Source organism: Paraburkholderia suaedae, from assembly GCF_040812055.1.
In the GTDB taxonomy this organism is placed as follows: domain Bacteria; phylum Pseudomonadota; class Gammaproteobacteria; order Burkholderiales; family Burkholderiaceae; genus Paraburkholderia.
Genome location: NZ_JBFOAH010000024.1, coordinates 130,223 through 145,195, shown reverse-complemented (window position 1 = coordinate 145,195; position 14,973 = coordinate 130,223). Strand labels below are relative to the sequence as shown.

Sequence of the window (14,973 nt, the reverse complement as noted above, 5' to 3'; positions counted from 1 at the left end):
TCAGCAAACAGGGGGCGTCGCGGTTCAAAGGCCAGACGACCAACCTGTCGGCCGATTCTCCTGGCTGACTCAGTTCAAGTGGTAAAAGGTCGGCGATCTGAAAACGAGTTGTGCAGACCTTCCCTAGTTCTCTCATTGCTTGTCCACAAACGGCGGCAGCCGGACAGCACTGCGGCGGCTTTTTATCTCATTCGTTTGAAGCGGGCGCCTATCTCACCAGGTAATAGGCCCCTGCGCGCGGTCATGTTACGTGCCTGGTTCGGTGAAAGGAGAGGACCATGAAGATCAAGCATTTATCCATTTTGTCAGCCACCGCCGTTGCACTTCTCTCGCTCAGCGGCGCCGCGCAGGCCGGCGACCGAGGCGATCGAGGCGATCGAGGCGACCACCGCGGCCTTTGCTCGAACGCAACGCTAAAGGGACCGTTTGAGTTTATCGGTCACGGAGAGATACTGGGATTGAAAGCTGCCGATGGCACGTTGCATCCGTACGCGGCCCCGTCCATTCTCGATGACGTCGCCCTGGTGACGTTCGACGGTATGGGCACTTTTCAACGCACCGACTTCGGCATGATTGGCGGGTTGCCGAAAGGGGGGCAGACGACATTCAATCCGAACCAGATGGGCACCTACACGGTGAACTCCGATTGCACCGGCACCATGAAAATCGTCTATACCGCCGGCGGAGCCGTGCCGGCCGGCGTCGAAACTGATCTGAACATCGTCGTCGCTGACGACGGGACGCTCGTCGAATCGGTTGTCTACAGGGCGGTCACCGTAGCAGGCGCGAGCGCGGACGGCCAGGCAGTGTGTCCTCCGAATTGCGAGCAAGGTGTGCAAGAAAGCTTTGAGGGGAAAAAGGTCTTGGTCTACGGCTTTCGCTAGTCGAGTCGCGAGCGAAAGACCGCTGTTGGGCGCGCCGCGGATGTTCGAACGTCCGCATGAAGGTCTGGTTGAACGTCTCTGGTTGGCCGACGGCGAAAGTTGCGGGTCGGCCAGCGAAAGCAGACTGTCGACCGAAACCGAACTTCGGTTGGGTCAACAGATCGAAACATGCACGGTTGACCGTAGCGCGGTCGCCGCGCTGAAGCAACGAGCGCTTGTCATGCCATGGTCTCTTGAAGACCGCTCACACGCACTGGACGATGAGTTCGCACGGCAACTCGGCGGTGCGGCGCTTCTTTTACTGGCCATCGATCAGCCAGAACTCAAGCAATACGTCACCGTGTCACAGCAATCTGAATCGCCGCCAACAGAATGATGCGCTACTGTATGCACCAATAGAAAAGCCGACCATCACTGGCCGGCTACGTGCCCGTGTTTCCCGGCGGTCATCACCGATGCGTCCGTTACAGACGTCGCCGGGCGGCGATCGTAGGATGCACGCGTGACAGCGACTGGTGCGCGTCACCTTGTTCCTACCATAGCGCCCGGAGGGCCTGGATCACCCCCTCGATCAAGTGACCCTCGACGTTCGGCACCGGCAGCAGCGCCGTGCCGATTGACTTCAGCGGCCCCGCGGTAGGGATCGCGCTGGAACAAGCATCGTTGACGAATTGCAATTCCCCGCTCACACCGGCTTCGGATTACGCTCCGCGAAGCCTTCCTGATGCCAGTACGGATACGCGGGACGCACAGCGCTCGCCGCATCGAGTTTCGCGACCTGCTCGGGCGTCAGATTCCAGCCCACCGCGCCCAGGTTCTGCCGCAGTTGCTCCTCGTTGCGCGCACCGATCAGCACGGTCGACACAGTGGGCCGCTGCAGCAGCCAGTTCAACGCGATCTGCGGCACTGTCTTGCCGGTTTCGGCGGCGACTTCGTCGATTGCATCGAGCACGCGGAACAGATACTCGTCCGGCACCGGCGGGCCCATGTCGGCGGTCTTATGCAGCCGGCTCGAATCGGGCAGCGGCTGGCCGCGTTTGATCTTGCCGGTCAGACGCCCCCAGCCGAGCGGACTCCACACCACCGCGCCCACGCCCTGGTCGATGCCGAGCGGCATCAACTCCCACTCGTAGTCGCGGCCCACCAGCGAGTAGTACGTCTGGTTCGCGACGTAGCGCGGATAGCCGTAGCGGTCCGCGAGGTCCTGGGACTTCATCAGCTGCCAGCCGGAGAAATTCGACACGCCGGTGTAGCGGATCTTGCCGGCGCGCACGAGATCGTCCAGCGTGGAGAGGACTTCGGCAATCGGCGTGCGCGCGTCGAACCCGTGCAACTGGAAAAGGTCGATGTAATCGGTCTGCAAACGTTTGAGCGCCGCGTCGACCGCCTGGATCAGATGGAAGCGCGACGAGCCGACGCTATTCGGGCCGTCGTCGAACCGGAAAGTCGCCTTGGTCGAGATGATCGCCTTGTCGCGCTTGCCCTTGAGCGCTTCGCCGAGCACCGACTCCGATGCGCCGTTCGAATAGATGTCCGCGCTGTCGAACATGGTGACGCCCGCGTCGAAGCAGATGTCGATCAGACGACGCGCTTCGGCGACGTCGGTCGCACCCCACGCCTCGAAAAACTCCCCTTTGCCGCCGAACGTGCCAGTGCCAAAACTCAGTACCGGCACCTTGAAACCGGACGCACCCAGATGTCTGTATTCCATTGATGTATCTCCGTGACATAGCCGTCGATAAAACGGACGTTCAGTCTACCCGCGTCGGGGCGAACGTGTCGGCGGGTGCGCGGGTTACGAAGCACCAGTCGCAGTGCAATGGGTCACTGCTGATCCTGCTTCCGCTGCTACTACTCACCCCGCGGATCATCCCGCGTATCGCCGCACGACGCGCCGCCCGAGAAGGAATCGCTCAACTCAGCCAACGCGTCGCGCGTGGCCCGGATCACACTATCCCAGTCGCCCAACGCGGGCTGCCTGAACAACCTTGCCCCCGGATACCACGGTGTGTCATGGCGCTCCAGCAACCAGCGCCAGCAGGTATCGAAGCGGTTAAGAATCCAGACCGGCCTGTTCAGCGCGCCGGCCAGATGCGCTGTCGACGTGTCCACTGAAATCAGGAGATCGAGATTGGCGACCAGTGCGGCCGTGTCGGCGAAATCGTGCAGCTCCTGCGTGTAATCGACGACGCGCGCGCTCAGTTCGCTACCCGATAACTGTGACGCCGCCGCGCCTTTTTGCACGCTGAAAAAGCGCACGTTGGGCACCTCGAGAAGCGGCGCGAAGCGCTCCAACGCAATCGAGCGACGGGCGTCGATCTTGCGCAGTTCGGCGACGTGAGCGCGATTTTCGCCCGCCCACACGAGGCCGACCTTAAGACGGCGATGTGTGCATCCGTCTGCTGTTGTCCCGATCCGCTCGCGCCATGCGCGCGCGGCTTCGGGGTCCGCGGACAGATAAGGCGTCGCCGCCGGAATGCTGGTCTCGTCGGTGCGCAACGCGAGCGGCAGACTCAGCAACGGACAATGGCAATCGAACGGCGGCAACGGCTGCCCCGCCTCGACCAATTGATCGACACCGTCGAGCGTGGTCATCAGCCGCATCAATGCGGCCGGCACCTCCAGCACGACCCTCGCGCCGAGCTTCGACACCAGCGCGGCATATCGGCAAAACTGCAGCGTGTCGCCCAGACCTTGCTCCGCGTGGAGCAAGATCGTCTTGCCGTCGATCGAAAAATCGCCGCGCCACAGCGGCTGCGCAAAGCCGCGCCGCTGGCGCTTGATGCGCGCGCGTTCCCAGCGCCATTCGTACTCGCGCCAGCCGGCTTCGAAGCGCCCCATTTGCAGCAGACACAGCGCCTTATTCCAGCGCGTTTCCACCGACGCCGGATCGATCGCCAGCGCGCGCTCATAACTCGACAGCGCCTGCGCATGCTGGTTCAGATCGATCTGCGTGAGGCCGAGGTTGTTCCAGGCATCGGCGAACGCCGGGGCCAATTCCAGCGCGCGACGGTAGCTGCGCTCCGCTGCCTCGGGCTGGTCGAGGTCGCTCAGCGCATTGCCATGATTGCTCCACGCGGCAGCATAGTTCGGCTGCAACGCGAGTGCGCGCTCGCAGCTTGCAAGCGCATCATCGGCGCGACCCAGATCGCGCAGCACACCGGCACGATTGTTCCAGGCCACCGCGAACTGCGGCACCAATGCGATCGCACGATCGAACGACGCGAGCGCGTCGAGCGGCCGGTTCAGACCGGCCAGGGCGTTGCCGCGATTGTTCAGTGCATCGGGAAAATCCGGCTGAAGCGTCAGCGCGCGTTCGGCGCTGGCAAGCGCTTCGCCATGGCGCTGCAATTCGTTCAGCGCATAGGCGAGATTCGAATGAACCGCCGCCTGTTTCGCGTTGACGGCAAGCGCCTTCGTGAGCAGTTCGCTGCCCTCTTGTACGCGCCCTGTCTGCAACGCCAGTTCGCCCAGCAATGTGAGCGCGTCGAGATGACGTGGCTTGAGTTCGAGAATCTCGCGATAGAGTTCTTCCGCCTCGACAATCGCGCCGTTCTGTTGAAGTGCGATGGCTTGCCGAAGCATATGGTCCAATTGTTGCGGCAGATTGCCGGGCTTGCTCATACGGTCAGCTCAAGTGGAAAGCGCGAGAAAGTCGTCGATGAACGTCGGTCGAGTTCCGGCGCACTGTGCCGCGAGAAATGCGGCATGCAACCAGCGCCGGAGAAAACAGCGATTATCGCCGAAAAGCCCCGCGTCGAATCATCACCGGCAGACCGTTTGCGAAGCATGGTTACGCACGGCGGCCGACGACGGCGCACGTCTCGCGCTCGTGCTGTCGCTTTCGTAACGTTAGGTAAGCTACAGACGAATGCCACGGCGCGCGGCATTCGACGGCTGCCCTCGTCTTTTCACGCTGGGGTACGTGCTTCAACCGGACCACGCAATTAAAAAAACACCGGAAATGCTGAATTTTTCGGCACCCGCGCCGATAACTGTAGTTAAGCCATGTGCCATCAGCGAGCGAAACGTCTGCCGCGGGCCTCACGTAGTGCAATTCCGGAGAGATTCGATGGCAGAAGACAATAACGCCAGCCACGAACGCAGCAATCTGACCAGTTCCAACAAATTCGAGTTGTTGCTATACCGTCTTGGCAGCGTGCCCGGCAGCGATGCGCACGAGTTGTACGGCATCAACGTCTTCAAGGTCCGGGAAATCTCGACGATGCCCTCGATCACGCCGATCGCCGGATCGTCGCCGTTCGTGATGGGCGCGGTGGACATTCGCGGGCAGATCATTCCGGTGATCGACTTGCCGCGGCTGATGGGTTGTGAACCGACGCGCGGCCTGAACATCCTGCTGGTCACCGAATTCGCGCGCTCGACCCAGGCATTCGCGGTAGAGGAAGTGGACGAGATCGTTCGGCTGGAATGGAACCAGGTGTTGTCCGCCGACGGCGCGGCGGGCGGCAATCTGGTCACCAGCATCGCCCGCATCGACGGCAATACGGGCGACTCGCGGCTCGCCCAGGTGATCGACGTGGAGCAGGTGCTGCGCGATGTCTTCCCGTCGCAGCACCCGAGCGTCGATCCCGCTTCGGTCGGCGCAGCGCTCGGCATTCCGCATGGCGCGAAGATTCTCGCCGCCGACGATTCCGGCTTCGCGCGCAAGCTGATCGAGCAGGCGCTGAGCGCGATCGGTGCGGACTATGTGATGACGAAGACCGGCGAAGAAGCCTGGCGCACGTTGCAAGAGGCTGCGCGCGAGGCGCAGTCGAGCGGTGCTCGAGTGAAGGACAGTATCGCGCTGGTGCTGACCGATCTCGAGATGCCGGAGATGGACGGCTTCATGCTGACACGCCAGATCAAGGCCGATGAGCGGCTGTGCGATATTCCTGTGATCATCCATTCATCGTTGACGGGCGCGGCGAACGAAGCGCACGTGAAGAACGCCGGCGCGAATGGATACGTGCCGAAATTCGCAGCCGGGGAGTTGGCTGCTGCGATTCGCGACGCGTTGGGGCCGGTGGTGGCGTGACGTCGCGGTGGCGGTTGGCTGACTGAGCGGCGACCATTGTGAGCGGCGACCATTGCTGAACGCGGCGCTCGCGCCACCCTGGCGGGTGCGCGAGCGGCTCCGGCTCACGGGATCGTCGCCAGTTCTTCTTCACGCTCCAGCGAGCGAGTGCGCCGCAGTTCCGGAAATAGCTTCATCCACAGCAACGCGACCGTGATCGTCGCAATGCCGCCCACCAGCACAGCGGGACGCGCGCCCCACCACCCCGCCGTCACCCCTGACTCGAATTCGCCCAATTGATTCGATGTCCCAATGAAAAGCGAATTGACCGCGCTGACACGTCCGAGCATTTCGTCGGGCGTGCGCAACTGCACGAGCGATAGCCGCACCACCACGCTGATGGTGTCGGATGCACCGAGCACCATCAGTGCGAACAGCGACAAGAAGAATTGATGTGACATCCCGAACACCACCGTCGCCAGACCGAATGCGATCACGCCGCCGAACATCGCCGCGCCGGGCCGGTGGCGCAACGGAAAATGCGCGAGCCAGATGGTGCCCGCGAGCGCGCCGATCGCCGTGCCCGAGCGCAACAGGCCGAGGCCGAGCGGCCCGGCGTGCAGCACGTCGCGCGCGAAGATCGGCAATAGCGCTGTCGCGCCACCGAATAGCACCGCGAACAGATCGAGCGACAGCGCGCCGAGAATCACCGGCTCCTTGCGAATGAAGGCGATGCCCGAGAAGATCGACTCGAGCGTCACCGGCGCGCGGCTCGCCGGCCGCATTTGCAATGGGATGTTCCAGACGGACGCGGCGGCCGCCGCGAACGACAACGTGCACGCGAGATAAGCCGCGCCGGGACCGATGCCGTACAGCAGGCCGCCCAATGCGGGGCCCGCGATCTGCGCGGTCTGATTCGCGGAAGTGGCCCACGCCGTGGCCCTGGGCAGGTAGCCGCGCGGCACGACCGCGGGCAGCAGCGAAGCGACCGCCGGCGACTCGAACGCGCGCGCCGCGCCGACGCAGGCGGCCAGCACATAGATGACCGGCGCGCTGATCCAGCCGCCAAAAGTACCGAAAGCGAATAGCAAGGCGGCGCCGCTCTCGAGGCTCTGGCAGATGGCTGCGATGCGGCGGCGGTCGTAGCGGTCGGCGACATGGCCGACCACGAGGGTCAGCACGAACATCGGCAGAAACTGCGCGAGGCCGACTAGGCCGAGTGCGAACGCACTGTGCGTGAGCGCGTAGATGTGCCAGCCCATTGCCACCGCGAGCATCTGGAACGACAGCGACGAGAGGATGCGCGTGCACCAGAAGCGCTGAAACGGCGGGTGCTTCGGCAGACTGAAGACGGAGGAATCAGGGGGTTCGGTTGGGGATGGGGGCATGGGCGGGTTGCTATTGACGTCGCGGGCTTGGGCGGGCGCTAGTTTAGAGCAGGATGCCTGCTTTTGCTTGCGGTCGACGCGGCATCGCGCGGTTCGCGCGCCTGCTTGTGCGGATGCGCGGGCGAATTTTGCGGTGCTGGGCCGGTGCAATAGTGGGCTTGCTACGTCGGTGAGGTCGAACGAATTCGCACGCTGAACCGACAAGCAGACTCCAAAGTCCGCAGCGCCGGTCGCTGCGGCCAGGTGCGAAAACCGCTAAAGCAACTGCAGCGTTTGCGGATCCGCTTCTGCGCCGAAATACTTGCGCAGCGCTTCGACAAATACATCGTTGTCGGTCGTGGCCCGCGTGAACAGGGTCATCGACGATCGAAACTTGAGGTAGTCGGGATATCCGAATATGTCCTCAATGGCGCGCGCGTTCACGAGATTGACGAGTTGCGTCAATTCCCGCAGCCGTGGGCCGAGTATCGGATGGCGCAGATAGGCTTCGGCCTCGGCCAACGACGAAATCGCAAACCGACGCGCCATCGCGCTTGCACCGAGCCCCTGAATTTGCGGAAACACGAACCACATCCAGTGGCTGCGCTTGCGTCCATGCTTCAGTTCATCGCAGACCTGCGCGTAGACCGGGTCTTGCGCGTCGACAAACCGTTGCAGGTTGTATAGATCGTCCATGTCGTACTCCGCTGATGTCGGCGTGACAACCCACGCCGGAACGAAGACCGTCGCACCTGTTGTCCCGCTCGTGCGCCACCCGCGCGGCGCTTACCCGCTGTTCAGTGCGCTAGACGCGGGATTTTCCTTTGACGCCGACATCGCCTGAATCTCGATCGGTATTGCTACGTGCGCGACGCCCGAGGGCGACAACGCAGCGCGGCAGGCGTAGTTCATTGCGTTTTCCAGATGCTCCCGGTCCCATCACGCGCTGGTTATAAATGGCGACGTCTCCGTACAAGCAATCCTGTTGATGTCTTGCAGGTAGTGGGTACCTATCAGATCGTGATATGTCATGCCCGTGATGGCCAGCACCGGCGCCGCGTCTATCTTGGCGTCGCAAAGACCGTTGAGCAGATGAATTGCGCCTGGCGCGGCCGTGGAAAAACATACGCCTGGCTGGCCGGTGAACTTCGCATAAGCGCAGGCCACCAGTGCAGCCGTTTCCTCATGCCGGAAATGCACATACCTGATCTTTTCGAGAGCTTTACGAAAAGCTTCCACTAATCCATTGATGCCCTCCCCCGGCAGGCCAAAGACCGTATCCACGCCTCAGTCCAGAAGTATTTGCACGACGTGGTCGGACACAGTAACTTTCATGCTGCATTCCTACAAAAAGCTTTGATAAGTCGCGACACGCACGTGCCACGTAAAAGCGCCGCAAAGCGCATGCCCGGGATCCAAAGGGATGCGAGATGCAGAGAAGCAATAGCGTCTCGAGAACAGCAGTTCTTCAACTCCATCCGCCCGACGGTTCGGGTGTCACCGTGATTTGCGGCCATGGCAGACAGGTCGCGGCGGCGTTGAACTAGAGACTGGCCGGGGCCTGACTTCCAGGCCGGGAAAACCATAGCCCGCCCATGCTGATCCATTGCATATCCTTTGATGAGTGGTCGATGAGCGACGCGAGCGCGTCGCCATGCGACCACGCGAAACAGCAAAGGAAGGGAGGCTCACCATGCCAAGGTATCCGTTGATGAAGACGGTCGTTGCCGGCGTCGCTGTTTTGCTGGCGGCGTGCGGGAACAACGACGAGCTGACGTTACCTCCGCCCCCGCATGTCGTTGCGGATATCGCGGTGCCCAACATCAAAGCGGGCGTCAATTTTTCCTTTGACATCGGAACCATCAACGGGGGCCGGTACTATTTCACCGACCGCAACAACGCATCGCTCGATGTCATCGACATTGCGAGCAAGTCGTTTGTCAACGCAATCCACGGCACCGGCGCCCTTGCATACACCGGGCTCGGCCCGGGTCCGAACTCGACCGCCGGGCCCAATGGCGCGAATCCGGTGGGCAGCCTGATCTATACCGGCGACGTCAACTCCGTGAAGATCGTGGATCCGGCTGCGGGAACCGTACTGACCAGTATCCCCGTCAGCACCACAGGTGTTCGAGCGGACGAAGGCTGTCTCGACCCGACGCACGGTATCTATATGATTTCGAGCCCTGAGGAACCAACACCGTTCGCCACGTTCATCAACACCAGCACGCAGACGGTGATCGCGAAGGTGACGTTCACCGATACGGCGGGCAAGCCAACCGCGGGTCTGGAAGCGTGTGAATACGACGCGGCGAGCGACAACTTCTATGTGAACGTCGACGGCAGTACCGCCAACCCGCACGGCGAACTCGTCAAATTGCCGGGCGCGTCGATCCGGGGGCTTGCCGCCGGAGCCACCGCGAACTACACCGCGCTTGCGGGTGTTGCGATGTACCCCGAAGGTAACTGCGATCCGACTGGCCTCGCTCTCGGCCCCGGTACCGACATCGCCGTGGGCTGCAGAGAAGGTACGACTGGCGCTCCGCTATTGCTGCAGATATTCAACCGGTCGAGCGGCGCACTCGTGGCGTCACTGAATGCCGGCGGTGGGGACCAGCTGGCCTACGATCCATCGAGCAATCGGTACTACAACGCGAGTAGCCGCTGGACCGCATCGGGCAATGCGTCGACCAACGGCGCCTGCTCGGCGGCGTCTCCGTGCACGCCCGTGCTGACCGTCATTGATGCATCCACGCGCAGCGTGGTGGCGAGAGTGAATTCCGGCAACAACGCGCACTCGGTGGCAGTCGACCCGGCCACCGGACTGGTTTTTGTTCCGTACTCCTCGGCAACCGCGCCGGCCGGTTGCCCCAGCTGCGGGGCGAACGGTTTTGTCAATGGTGGCGTGTCGGTATATGCGACCCGCTAGGAGCCGATACAGCCGGGCACGTTTGGAACAAAGAGCGCTCAGCCGACCCTGTGTTGCGGCTGGTGCGCTCCACTCGAGCGCGAAGGCGCCAGACGAAAGTCGTGCCCGGTTCGCGCGTCGCGAAGATGGCGGCGCTTCGCGAGGGACTGCGTCGCGCGATCGGCGGGACTAGCGGGACGTGCCAGCCGAGCGGTCCGCTCGCGCGTCGTCATTCGATGCGCGTTACGATTGCTCGGCTCGCAAGGAGACGCTGATGACCAGGATAGTTAGATTGACACTGACGGTTGGCTTGCTATCGGTCAGCTGTCTGGCCGGTATGGCGCATGCGGATTCGTCAAAGCAGGGCCTGCTGAAGCTGCTGGAGTTGCAGACGTTAAATCGTACGGCTCCGCATGCCGCACCGACGAAGAAGCAGCCTTCGCCCGACGGCACGCGCGAGGACAGTGGCGCGGAGCGCGAACGGTCCCAACCACCGCAGGACGATCGCGGCGCCAACGACACCGCTCGCACACGCCAGCCGTAACGACGCGCCGCGAGCTCGCGCACTCTTCTCTTCCTCAAAACGTCAGTTCCACGACGATCAATACTCCTCACTTTTCCATCACGAACATTCTGCAGGCCTCCATCAAAGTGCGCCGTCGACGGAGTCATGCTCTCGGCGACAGTTACGTTTTTGATCAGGGCGCCGTCCGCGCAAAAAGCCTTGGGATCGACAGTCATCAATCAGGGCGCTCCGTTAGGTCGCGCGGTAAAAGTTGCACCTCAGCGAAGAGCCTCGTGAATGATGCGGAGTCGAAAGCAGAATAGCGTTTTCTTCATACTAATGGAATCAATTATTGGGGCGGCATCGCCACCTTACTCATTGAATCGAATTACGCCATTTTTTGGCCTCATATTGCCGCTTCGACAGCCAACGCTCCTCGCTATGATCGGTTCGCGAGTGTGCCGATGTGCACGCAGTTCTTCGAGAGGCTAAAGCGCCACCCGAATGCTGCCGATGACACACTTGGATCGATTCGATCCAGATCTTCCCTTGTCTCGTTTCCGTAACCGAACGGCCTCAAAAATAGGAGCTACCCATGCTGCAATTCATCAAGTCCCTGTCGCGTGATGAACGCGGCGTCAGCGCACTCGAGTACGCGGTGCTCGCGGGCATCGTCGTCGTTGCGGTCGTGGCTGTGGGCACCGTATTCAGCCCGGCCCTCCAGGGCGTATTTACCAATCTGACCACCAAGGTCACCAACGCAGCAGGCTAACCCAGCGCAACGGACATAGCGGGAATATTCGCTGTCGAATACGCCCGCCGCGTCTATCGCGTCAACGCATCGTTCAGGCCCAGGCAAACCAAGATGCTGTATTCAGTGAAGCTGGCGACCTGCCTCGTATTGACTTCACTGGCGGTCTCCGATCTGCTCTTCCGGCGCCTGTCCACCCGCGCGGTGCTCAGCGTCGCCGGCCTCTATTGCGTGGCAGCAGCGCTGGTTCCGATCAGCGTTGCTGCGTTTGTCGGCCACCTCGGCCTCGCGGCGGCAGCCCTTGCGGTGTCCGCCCTGCTGTTCCGTTTCGGATGGATTGCCGGCGGTGATGCGAAGCTCGCCGCAGCGGTGTTTCTTTGGGCCGGTCCCTCGCTCGCGGCACCCGTGTTCGTCATCGTGTCCGTTTGCGGGCTGATATTGGGCCTCGCTGTCATGGCAGCGGACCCGCTGAGCCGCCGCATCGACGCGTTGCACTGCCTGTCGTGCCTGTCGCGTTCGCGCGGTGTGCCTTACGGCATCGCGCTCGCGCTCGGTGGGGGCGCGGCGGTATGGGCGCCACTCGCGCATAGCGCGACTCACGTGTAAGACCGTTCGCCGTCATGTCCAGAATCGTCAAATTCGCCGGCCTCGTTGTCGTCGCCATCATCGGCGCGCTGGTGCTGCGCGCTCTCTATATCACGGCGTCGCGTCCGGCTTCGGCAAGTTCGCACGGGATGGAGCGCATTCGCGCCGCCGCCGCGGATTTGCCTGACGGGCTGCTGCTGCGCGACAGCGACCTCGTCTGGAAAAGCGTGCCGCACGGACAAGTTCCGGCGGGCGCGCTCGTCGAAGCACAAGCGGGCAGCGACCGCGCGAACAACGACCTGAAGGGCGACGTGCTGCGGCATGCGGTTCGCGCCGGCACGCCACTCGGTCTCGCCGATGTGATCTCGCCCGACGTGCCGGGCTTTCTCGCCGCTGCGCTGAAGCCCGACATGCGCGCCATATCGGTTGCGATCGACGATGTATCGGGCAATGCGGGGCTGATTCAGCCCGGAGACTACGTCGACGTGCTGCTCACGCAGACGCTCGGCGAGTCGGCGAAGGACACGGCCGAAGCCGGTCGAGCGGTCGAATCGGAGACCGTCGTCAATCGGGTGCGCGTGCTCGCGGTCGGCTCCGCGTTTCAGCGCCCGAAGGAAAACGCCGCGCAAGCCGATTCGCGTGCGCGCACAGTCACGTTCGAGGTGACCCCGCGCACCGCCCAGGTGATTGCCGTGGCGTCCCACCTCGGCACGCTGTCGCTCGCGCTGCGCAGCTTCGCGACGAAGGACCGGCACGAGCCGCCGGCCGACGCCACCACGGCGCCGCAAACAATGCCGGTGTGGGGCGCAGACGTATCGCGCGCATTGCACGCGGCGCAAATGACTACGAAGCGCGACACAGCGATCGTGCCCAGGGCGGCACGGACGGTGATCGTCTATCGCGGCTCCAAGTCGAGCGATGCATCCGATGTCGGTGCAGTTGGCGGCGCAACGGGTGAACCGGGACTGCCGCCGCTGCCGCCTGGCCGGTCGTCGGCGCAAGCGTCGACGGCGCCGCCCGCGCGAGCGCTCGAAGCCGCGCAAAGCGGAGGCAGCGCTCAGCCGCTTGCACAGTAACGCAGGCGGCCACACGTGCATGCGCACGTGTGCCACGGTCGCTCGCCACAGCAGCAGATGGGCAGGTTTCTCAGAGGAAGTCTATGTTGCAGCTCGTTTTCTCAGTGCGTCGCTCGTCGCGTCGGTTGGCATCGACGGTCCTCGCGTGTGCTGCCATCGTGTGCGGCTTCGCGAGCATGAACCGCGCGTACGCGGCCGACCCGAGCCCGACGCTGGTCGTGCCAGCCGGTAAAGGCGACATGGTGAGGCTGCCAGGGCCCGCGGTCGCTGTATTCGTTGCGGACCCGGATGTGGCCGACGTGCACGTGCCGACGCCCGAAACGGTGTTCGTGCTCGGCAAGAAAGCAGGCACGACAACGCTCTTTGCGCTCGGCGCAAACAACCGGACGATCCTTCGCAAAACCATCGAAGTCAGCGCCGATACCCAGTCGGTGCAACGCATGCTCGACGCGCGCTTTCCGCAATTGCGCCTGACCCTCACCAGCGCACCCGGCTCGACGATGATTGCCGGCCGCGTATCGAGCGCGGCGGACGCCGATGCGGTCATCCAGTCGCTCAAACCGTACCTGCGCGACAAGGAAACGCTTGTCAACCGGCTCACGCTCGATCATCCGATTCAGGTGAATCTGCGTGTGCGCGTGACCGAAGTAGACCGAAACATCACGCAGCAGCTCGGGATCAACTGGAGTTCTCTGGGCTCGGTCGGCAACTTCGTCGGGGGGCTGTTCAACGGGCGCCAGTTGTTCGACACGGCGAATAACTTCCTCTTGTCGTCGACCGGCGCGTTTTCAGCACTGGCGGGCTTTCATACGGGCAACGTCAATGTCGAGGCCGTGCTCGATGCGCTCGATCAGGAAGGCCTCATCACGATGCTCGCCGAGCCGAACCTGACCGCGATGTCCGGCCAAACAGCGAGCTTTCTGGCGGGCGGCGAGTTTCCGGTCCCTGTCGCGCAGGACACGACGGGCGCCATCACGGTGGCCTTCAAACCTTTCGGCGTGTCGCTCGACTTCACGCCCACCGTACTCGCCGACAACCGGATCAGCCTCAAAGTGCGTCCGGAAGTCAGCGACATCGATCCGACCAACTCGGTGACGCTGTCCAGTATCAAGATTCCCGCACTGACGGTGCGCCGCGTGGAAACCACCGTCCAGTTGTCGAGCGGGCAAAGCTTCGCGATCGGCGGGCTGCTGCAAAGCAAGTCTAGCGACATACTCGCGCAGCTTCCCGGTCTCGGCAGGCTGCCGGTACTCGGAAAACTGTTCTCGTCGAAGAACTACCTGAACAACAAGACCGAAGTGGTCGTCATCGTCACGCCTTATATCGTGCAACCGGCCGATCCGGGACAACTGCGCCAGCCGCTCGACAGCGTCACGCGCGCCGGCAGCGACGTCGAATACGTGTTGCAGCGTTCGCTCGGAATCGATCCGCTGTCCGGCGACACCCCGCGGCTCGTCGGCGCGGCAGGCTTTGTTTATTGAACCGATGGAGTCATGCCATGTTTTCGCGCCTATCCTGCCTCGCCCTGCTCGCCGCGCTATCGGGCTGCATGTCGGCGCCCCCGCCGCTCGGCATGCCTGATTCTTCGGTGGTCGGTTTCGACGGCACGCACGCGGTGCCGCCCGACTGCGCGACACTGCAGCAGCCGTCGCACCTGGTCGATGCGGGCTTCGCGCGTCCCGGCGTCGCGTTCGGCTGTGCCACGTACACCAACCTGGCGATCATGCTCGCGCGCCCGGCCGATCTCATCACGCCGATTCCCTATGGCGGCGCGGACGCGGCGATTGGCGCCAGCGCGGTGCGCCGTTACGAAGAAGAGCGCACGACGCCGCTCAATCCAACCTCGACGACTACCAACGTGATCCATTGATCGCGGAGCA

Annotated in this window: 16 protein-coding genes; 11 read left to right on the top strand and 5 right to left on the bottom strand. The window is 63.0% G+C overall.

Annotation, left to right across the window (positions count from 1 at the left end):
* Positions 1–278: 278 nt before the first annotated feature.
* Together ABQJ48_RS27880 and ABQJ48_RS27875 are read left to right on the top strand one after the other, a co-directional pair.
* A complete protein-coding gene (locus ABQJ48_RS27880; RefSeq protein ID WP_367841174.1) occupies positions 279–884 on the top strand; it encodes a hypothetical protein in 606 nt (201 codons plus the stop codon).
* Positions 885–924: 40 nt separating this feature from the next.
* On the top strand, positions 925–1,260 hold the full coding sequence (locus tag ABQJ48_RS27875; protein ID WP_367841173.1) for a hypothetical protein: 336 nt from the start codon (positions 925–927) through the stop codon (positions 1,258–1,260).
* A gap of 309 nt (positions 1,261–1,569) precedes the next feature.
* Here ABQJ48_RS27875 and ABQJ48_RS27870 read toward each other — a convergent pair whose 3' ends face one another.
* Complete coding sequence (locus ABQJ48_RS27870; protein WP_367841172.1) at positions 1,570–2,595, bottom strand: aldo/keto reductase; 1,026 nt, start codon at positions 2,593–2,595, stop codon at positions 1,570–1,572.
* Between the two features lie 140 nt (positions 2,596–2,735).
* The gene (locus ABQJ48_RS27865; protein WP_367841171.1) at positions 2,736–4,508 is read right to left on the bottom strand and encodes a tetratricopeptide repeat protein; all 1,773 of its coding nucleotides are present in this window, start codon (positions 4,506–4,508) and stop codon (positions 2,736–2,738) included.
* A 448-nt stretch (positions 4,509–4,956) separates the two neighbouring features.
* Here ABQJ48_RS27865 and ABQJ48_RS27860 point away from each other — a divergent pair, with 448 nt between their 5' ends.
* Positions 4,957–5,922, top strand: a complete 966-nt coding sequence (locus ABQJ48_RS27860; RefSeq protein WP_367841170.1) for a chemotaxis protein — start codon at positions 4,957–4,959, stop codon at positions 5,920–5,922.
* 104 nt (positions 5,923–6,026) lie between these two features.
* On the opposite strand, the gene ABQJ48_RS27855 is transcribed toward ABQJ48_RS27860, so the two are convergent.
* On the bottom strand, positions 6,027–7,289 hold the full coding sequence (locus ABQJ48_RS27855; protein WP_367841169.1) for an MFS transporter: 1,263 nt from the start codon (positions 7,287–7,289) through the stop codon (positions 6,027–6,029).
* A gap of 255 nt (positions 7,290–7,544) precedes the next feature.
* Complete coding sequence (locus ABQJ48_RS27850) at positions 7,545–7,964, bottom strand: DUF1810 domain-containing protein (protein WP_367841168.1); 420 nt, start codon at positions 7,962–7,964, stop codon at positions 7,545–7,547.
* Between ABQJ48_RS27850 and ABQJ48_RS27845 the strand changes: the two genes are divergently transcribed.
* Positions 7,963–8,112, top strand: a complete 150-nt coding sequence (locus ABQJ48_RS27845; RefSeq protein WP_367841167.1) for a hypothetical protein — start codon at positions 7,963–7,965, stop codon at positions 8,110–8,112. The two genes, ABQJ48_RS27850 and ABQJ48_RS27845, sit on opposite strands and share 2 nt — an antisense overlap.
* A 95-nt stretch (positions 8,113–8,207) precedes the next feature.
* Here the strand turns inward: ABQJ48_RS27845 and ABQJ48_RS27840 are convergent, their stop codons facing one another.
* Positions 8,208–8,552 (bottom strand): thiamine pyrophosphate-binding protein, encoded by a 345-nt coding sequence (locus tag ABQJ48_RS27840; protein ID WP_367841166.1) that lies wholly within the window; start codon positions 8,550–8,552, stop codon positions 8,208–8,210.
* Between the two features lie 409 nt (positions 8,553–8,961).
* On the opposite strand from ABQJ48_RS27840, the gene ABQJ48_RS27835 reads away from it, so the two are divergent.
* The 7 genes from ABQJ48_RS27835 (at position 8,962) to ABQJ48_RS27805 (ending at position 14,963) form a co-directional block, all read left to right on the top strand.
* The gene (locus ABQJ48_RS27835; RefSeq protein ID WP_367841165.1) at positions 8,962–10,197 is read left to right on the top strand and encodes a YncE family protein; all 1,236 of its coding nucleotides are present in this window, start codon (positions 8,962–8,964) and stop codon (positions 10,195–10,197) included.
* A gap of 253 nt (positions 10,198–10,450) precedes the next feature.
* The gene (locus ABQJ48_RS27830) at positions 10,451–10,720 is read left to right on the top strand and encodes a hypothetical protein (protein WP_367841164.1); all 270 of its coding nucleotides are present in this window, start codon (positions 10,451–10,453) and stop codon (positions 10,718–10,720) included.
* Positions 10,721–11,276: 556 nt separating this feature from the next.
* Entirely contained in the window at positions 11,277–11,453 is a 177-nt protein-coding gene (locus tag ABQJ48_RS27825; RefSeq protein WP_367841163.1) for a Flp family type IVb pilin, read from the top strand.
* Positions 11,454–11,546: 93 nt separating this feature from the next.
* Complete coding sequence (locus ABQJ48_RS27820; protein WP_367841162.1) at positions 11,547–12,038, top strand: A24 family peptidase; 492 nt, start codon at positions 11,547–11,549, stop codon at positions 12,036–12,038.
* A 14-nt stretch (positions 12,039–12,052) separates the two neighbouring features.
* The gene (gene cpaB / locus ABQJ48_RS27815; RefSeq protein ID WP_367841161.1) at positions 12,053–13,093 is read left to right on the top strand and encodes a Flp pilus assembly protein CpaB; all 1,041 of its coding nucleotides are present in this window, start codon (positions 12,053–12,055) and stop codon (positions 13,091–13,093) included.
* Positions 13,094–13,176: 83 nt separating this feature from the next.
* Complete coding sequence (locus ABQJ48_RS27810; RefSeq protein ID WP_473094195.1) at positions 13,177–14,574, top strand: type II and III secretion system protein family protein; 1,398 nt, start codon at positions 13,177–13,179, stop codon at positions 14,572–14,574.
* A 17-nt stretch (positions 14,575–14,591) separates the two neighbouring features.
* Entirely contained in the window at positions 14,592–14,963 is a 372-nt protein-coding gene (locus ABQJ48_RS27805) for a CpaD family pilus assembly lipoprotein (protein WP_367841159.1), read from the top strand.
* Positions 14,964–14,973: the final 10 nt, after the last annotated feature.

Bases quoted from the DNA above. Each gene is read 5' to 3' on its own strand.
- ABQJ48_RS27880 (WP_367841174.1), top strand. From the start codon at position 279: ATGAAGATCAAGCATTTATCCATTTTGTCAGCCACCGCCGTTGCACTT.
- ABQJ48_RS27875 (WP_367841173.1), top strand. From the start codon at position 925: ATGTTCGAACGTCCGCATGAAGGTCTGGTTGAACGTCTCTGGTTGGCC.
- ABQJ48_RS27870 (WP_367841172.1), bottom strand. From the start codon at position 2,595: ATGGAATACAGACATCTGGGTGCGTCCGGTTTCAAGGTGCCGGTACTG.
- ABQJ48_RS27865 (WP_367841171.1), bottom strand. From the start codon at position 4,508: ATGAGCAAGCCCGGCAATCTGCCGCAACAATTGGACCATATGCTTCGG.
- ABQJ48_RS27860 (WP_367841170.1), top strand. From the start codon at position 4,957: ATGGCAGAAGACAATAACGCCAGCCACGAACGCAGCAATCTGACCAGT.
- ABQJ48_RS27855 (WP_367841169.1), bottom strand. From the start codon at position 7,289: ATGCCCCCATCCCCAACCGAACCCCCTGATTCCTCCGTCTTCAGTCTG.
- ABQJ48_RS27845 (WP_367841167.1), top strand. From the start codon at position 7,963: ATGTCGTACTCCGCTGATGTCGGCGTGACAACCCACGCCGGAACGAAG.
- ABQJ48_RS27850 (WP_367841168.1), bottom strand. From the start codon at position 7,964: ATGGACGATCTATACAACCTGCAACGGTTTGTCGACGCGCAAGACCCG.
- ABQJ48_RS27835 (WP_367841165.1), top strand. From the start codon at position 8,962: ATGCCAAGGTATCCGTTGATGAAGACGGTCGTTGCCGGCGTCGCTGTT.
- ABQJ48_RS27830 (WP_367841164.1), top strand. From the start codon at position 10,451: ATGACCAGGATAGTTAGATTGACACTGACGGTTGGCTTGCTATCGGTC.
- ABQJ48_RS27825 (WP_367841163.1), top strand. From the start codon at position 11,277: ATGCTGCAATTCATCAAGTCCCTGTCGCGTGATGAACGCGGCGTCAGC.
- ABQJ48_RS27820 (WP_367841162.1), top strand. From the start codon at position 11,547: ATGCTGTATTCAGTGAAGCTGGCGACCTGCCTCGTATTGACTTCACTG.
- cpaB (WP_367841161.1), top strand. From the start codon at position 12,053: ATGTCCAGAATCGTCAAATTCGCCGGCCTCGTTGTCGTCGCCATCATC.
- ABQJ48_RS27810 (WP_473094195.1), top strand. From the start codon at position 13,177: ATGTTGCAGCTCGTTTTCTCAGTGCGTCGCTCGTCGCGTCGGTTGGCA.
- ABQJ48_RS27805 (WP_367841159.1), top strand. From the start codon at position 14,592: ATGTTTTCGCGCCTATCCTGCCTCGCCCTGCTCGCCGCGCTATCGGGC.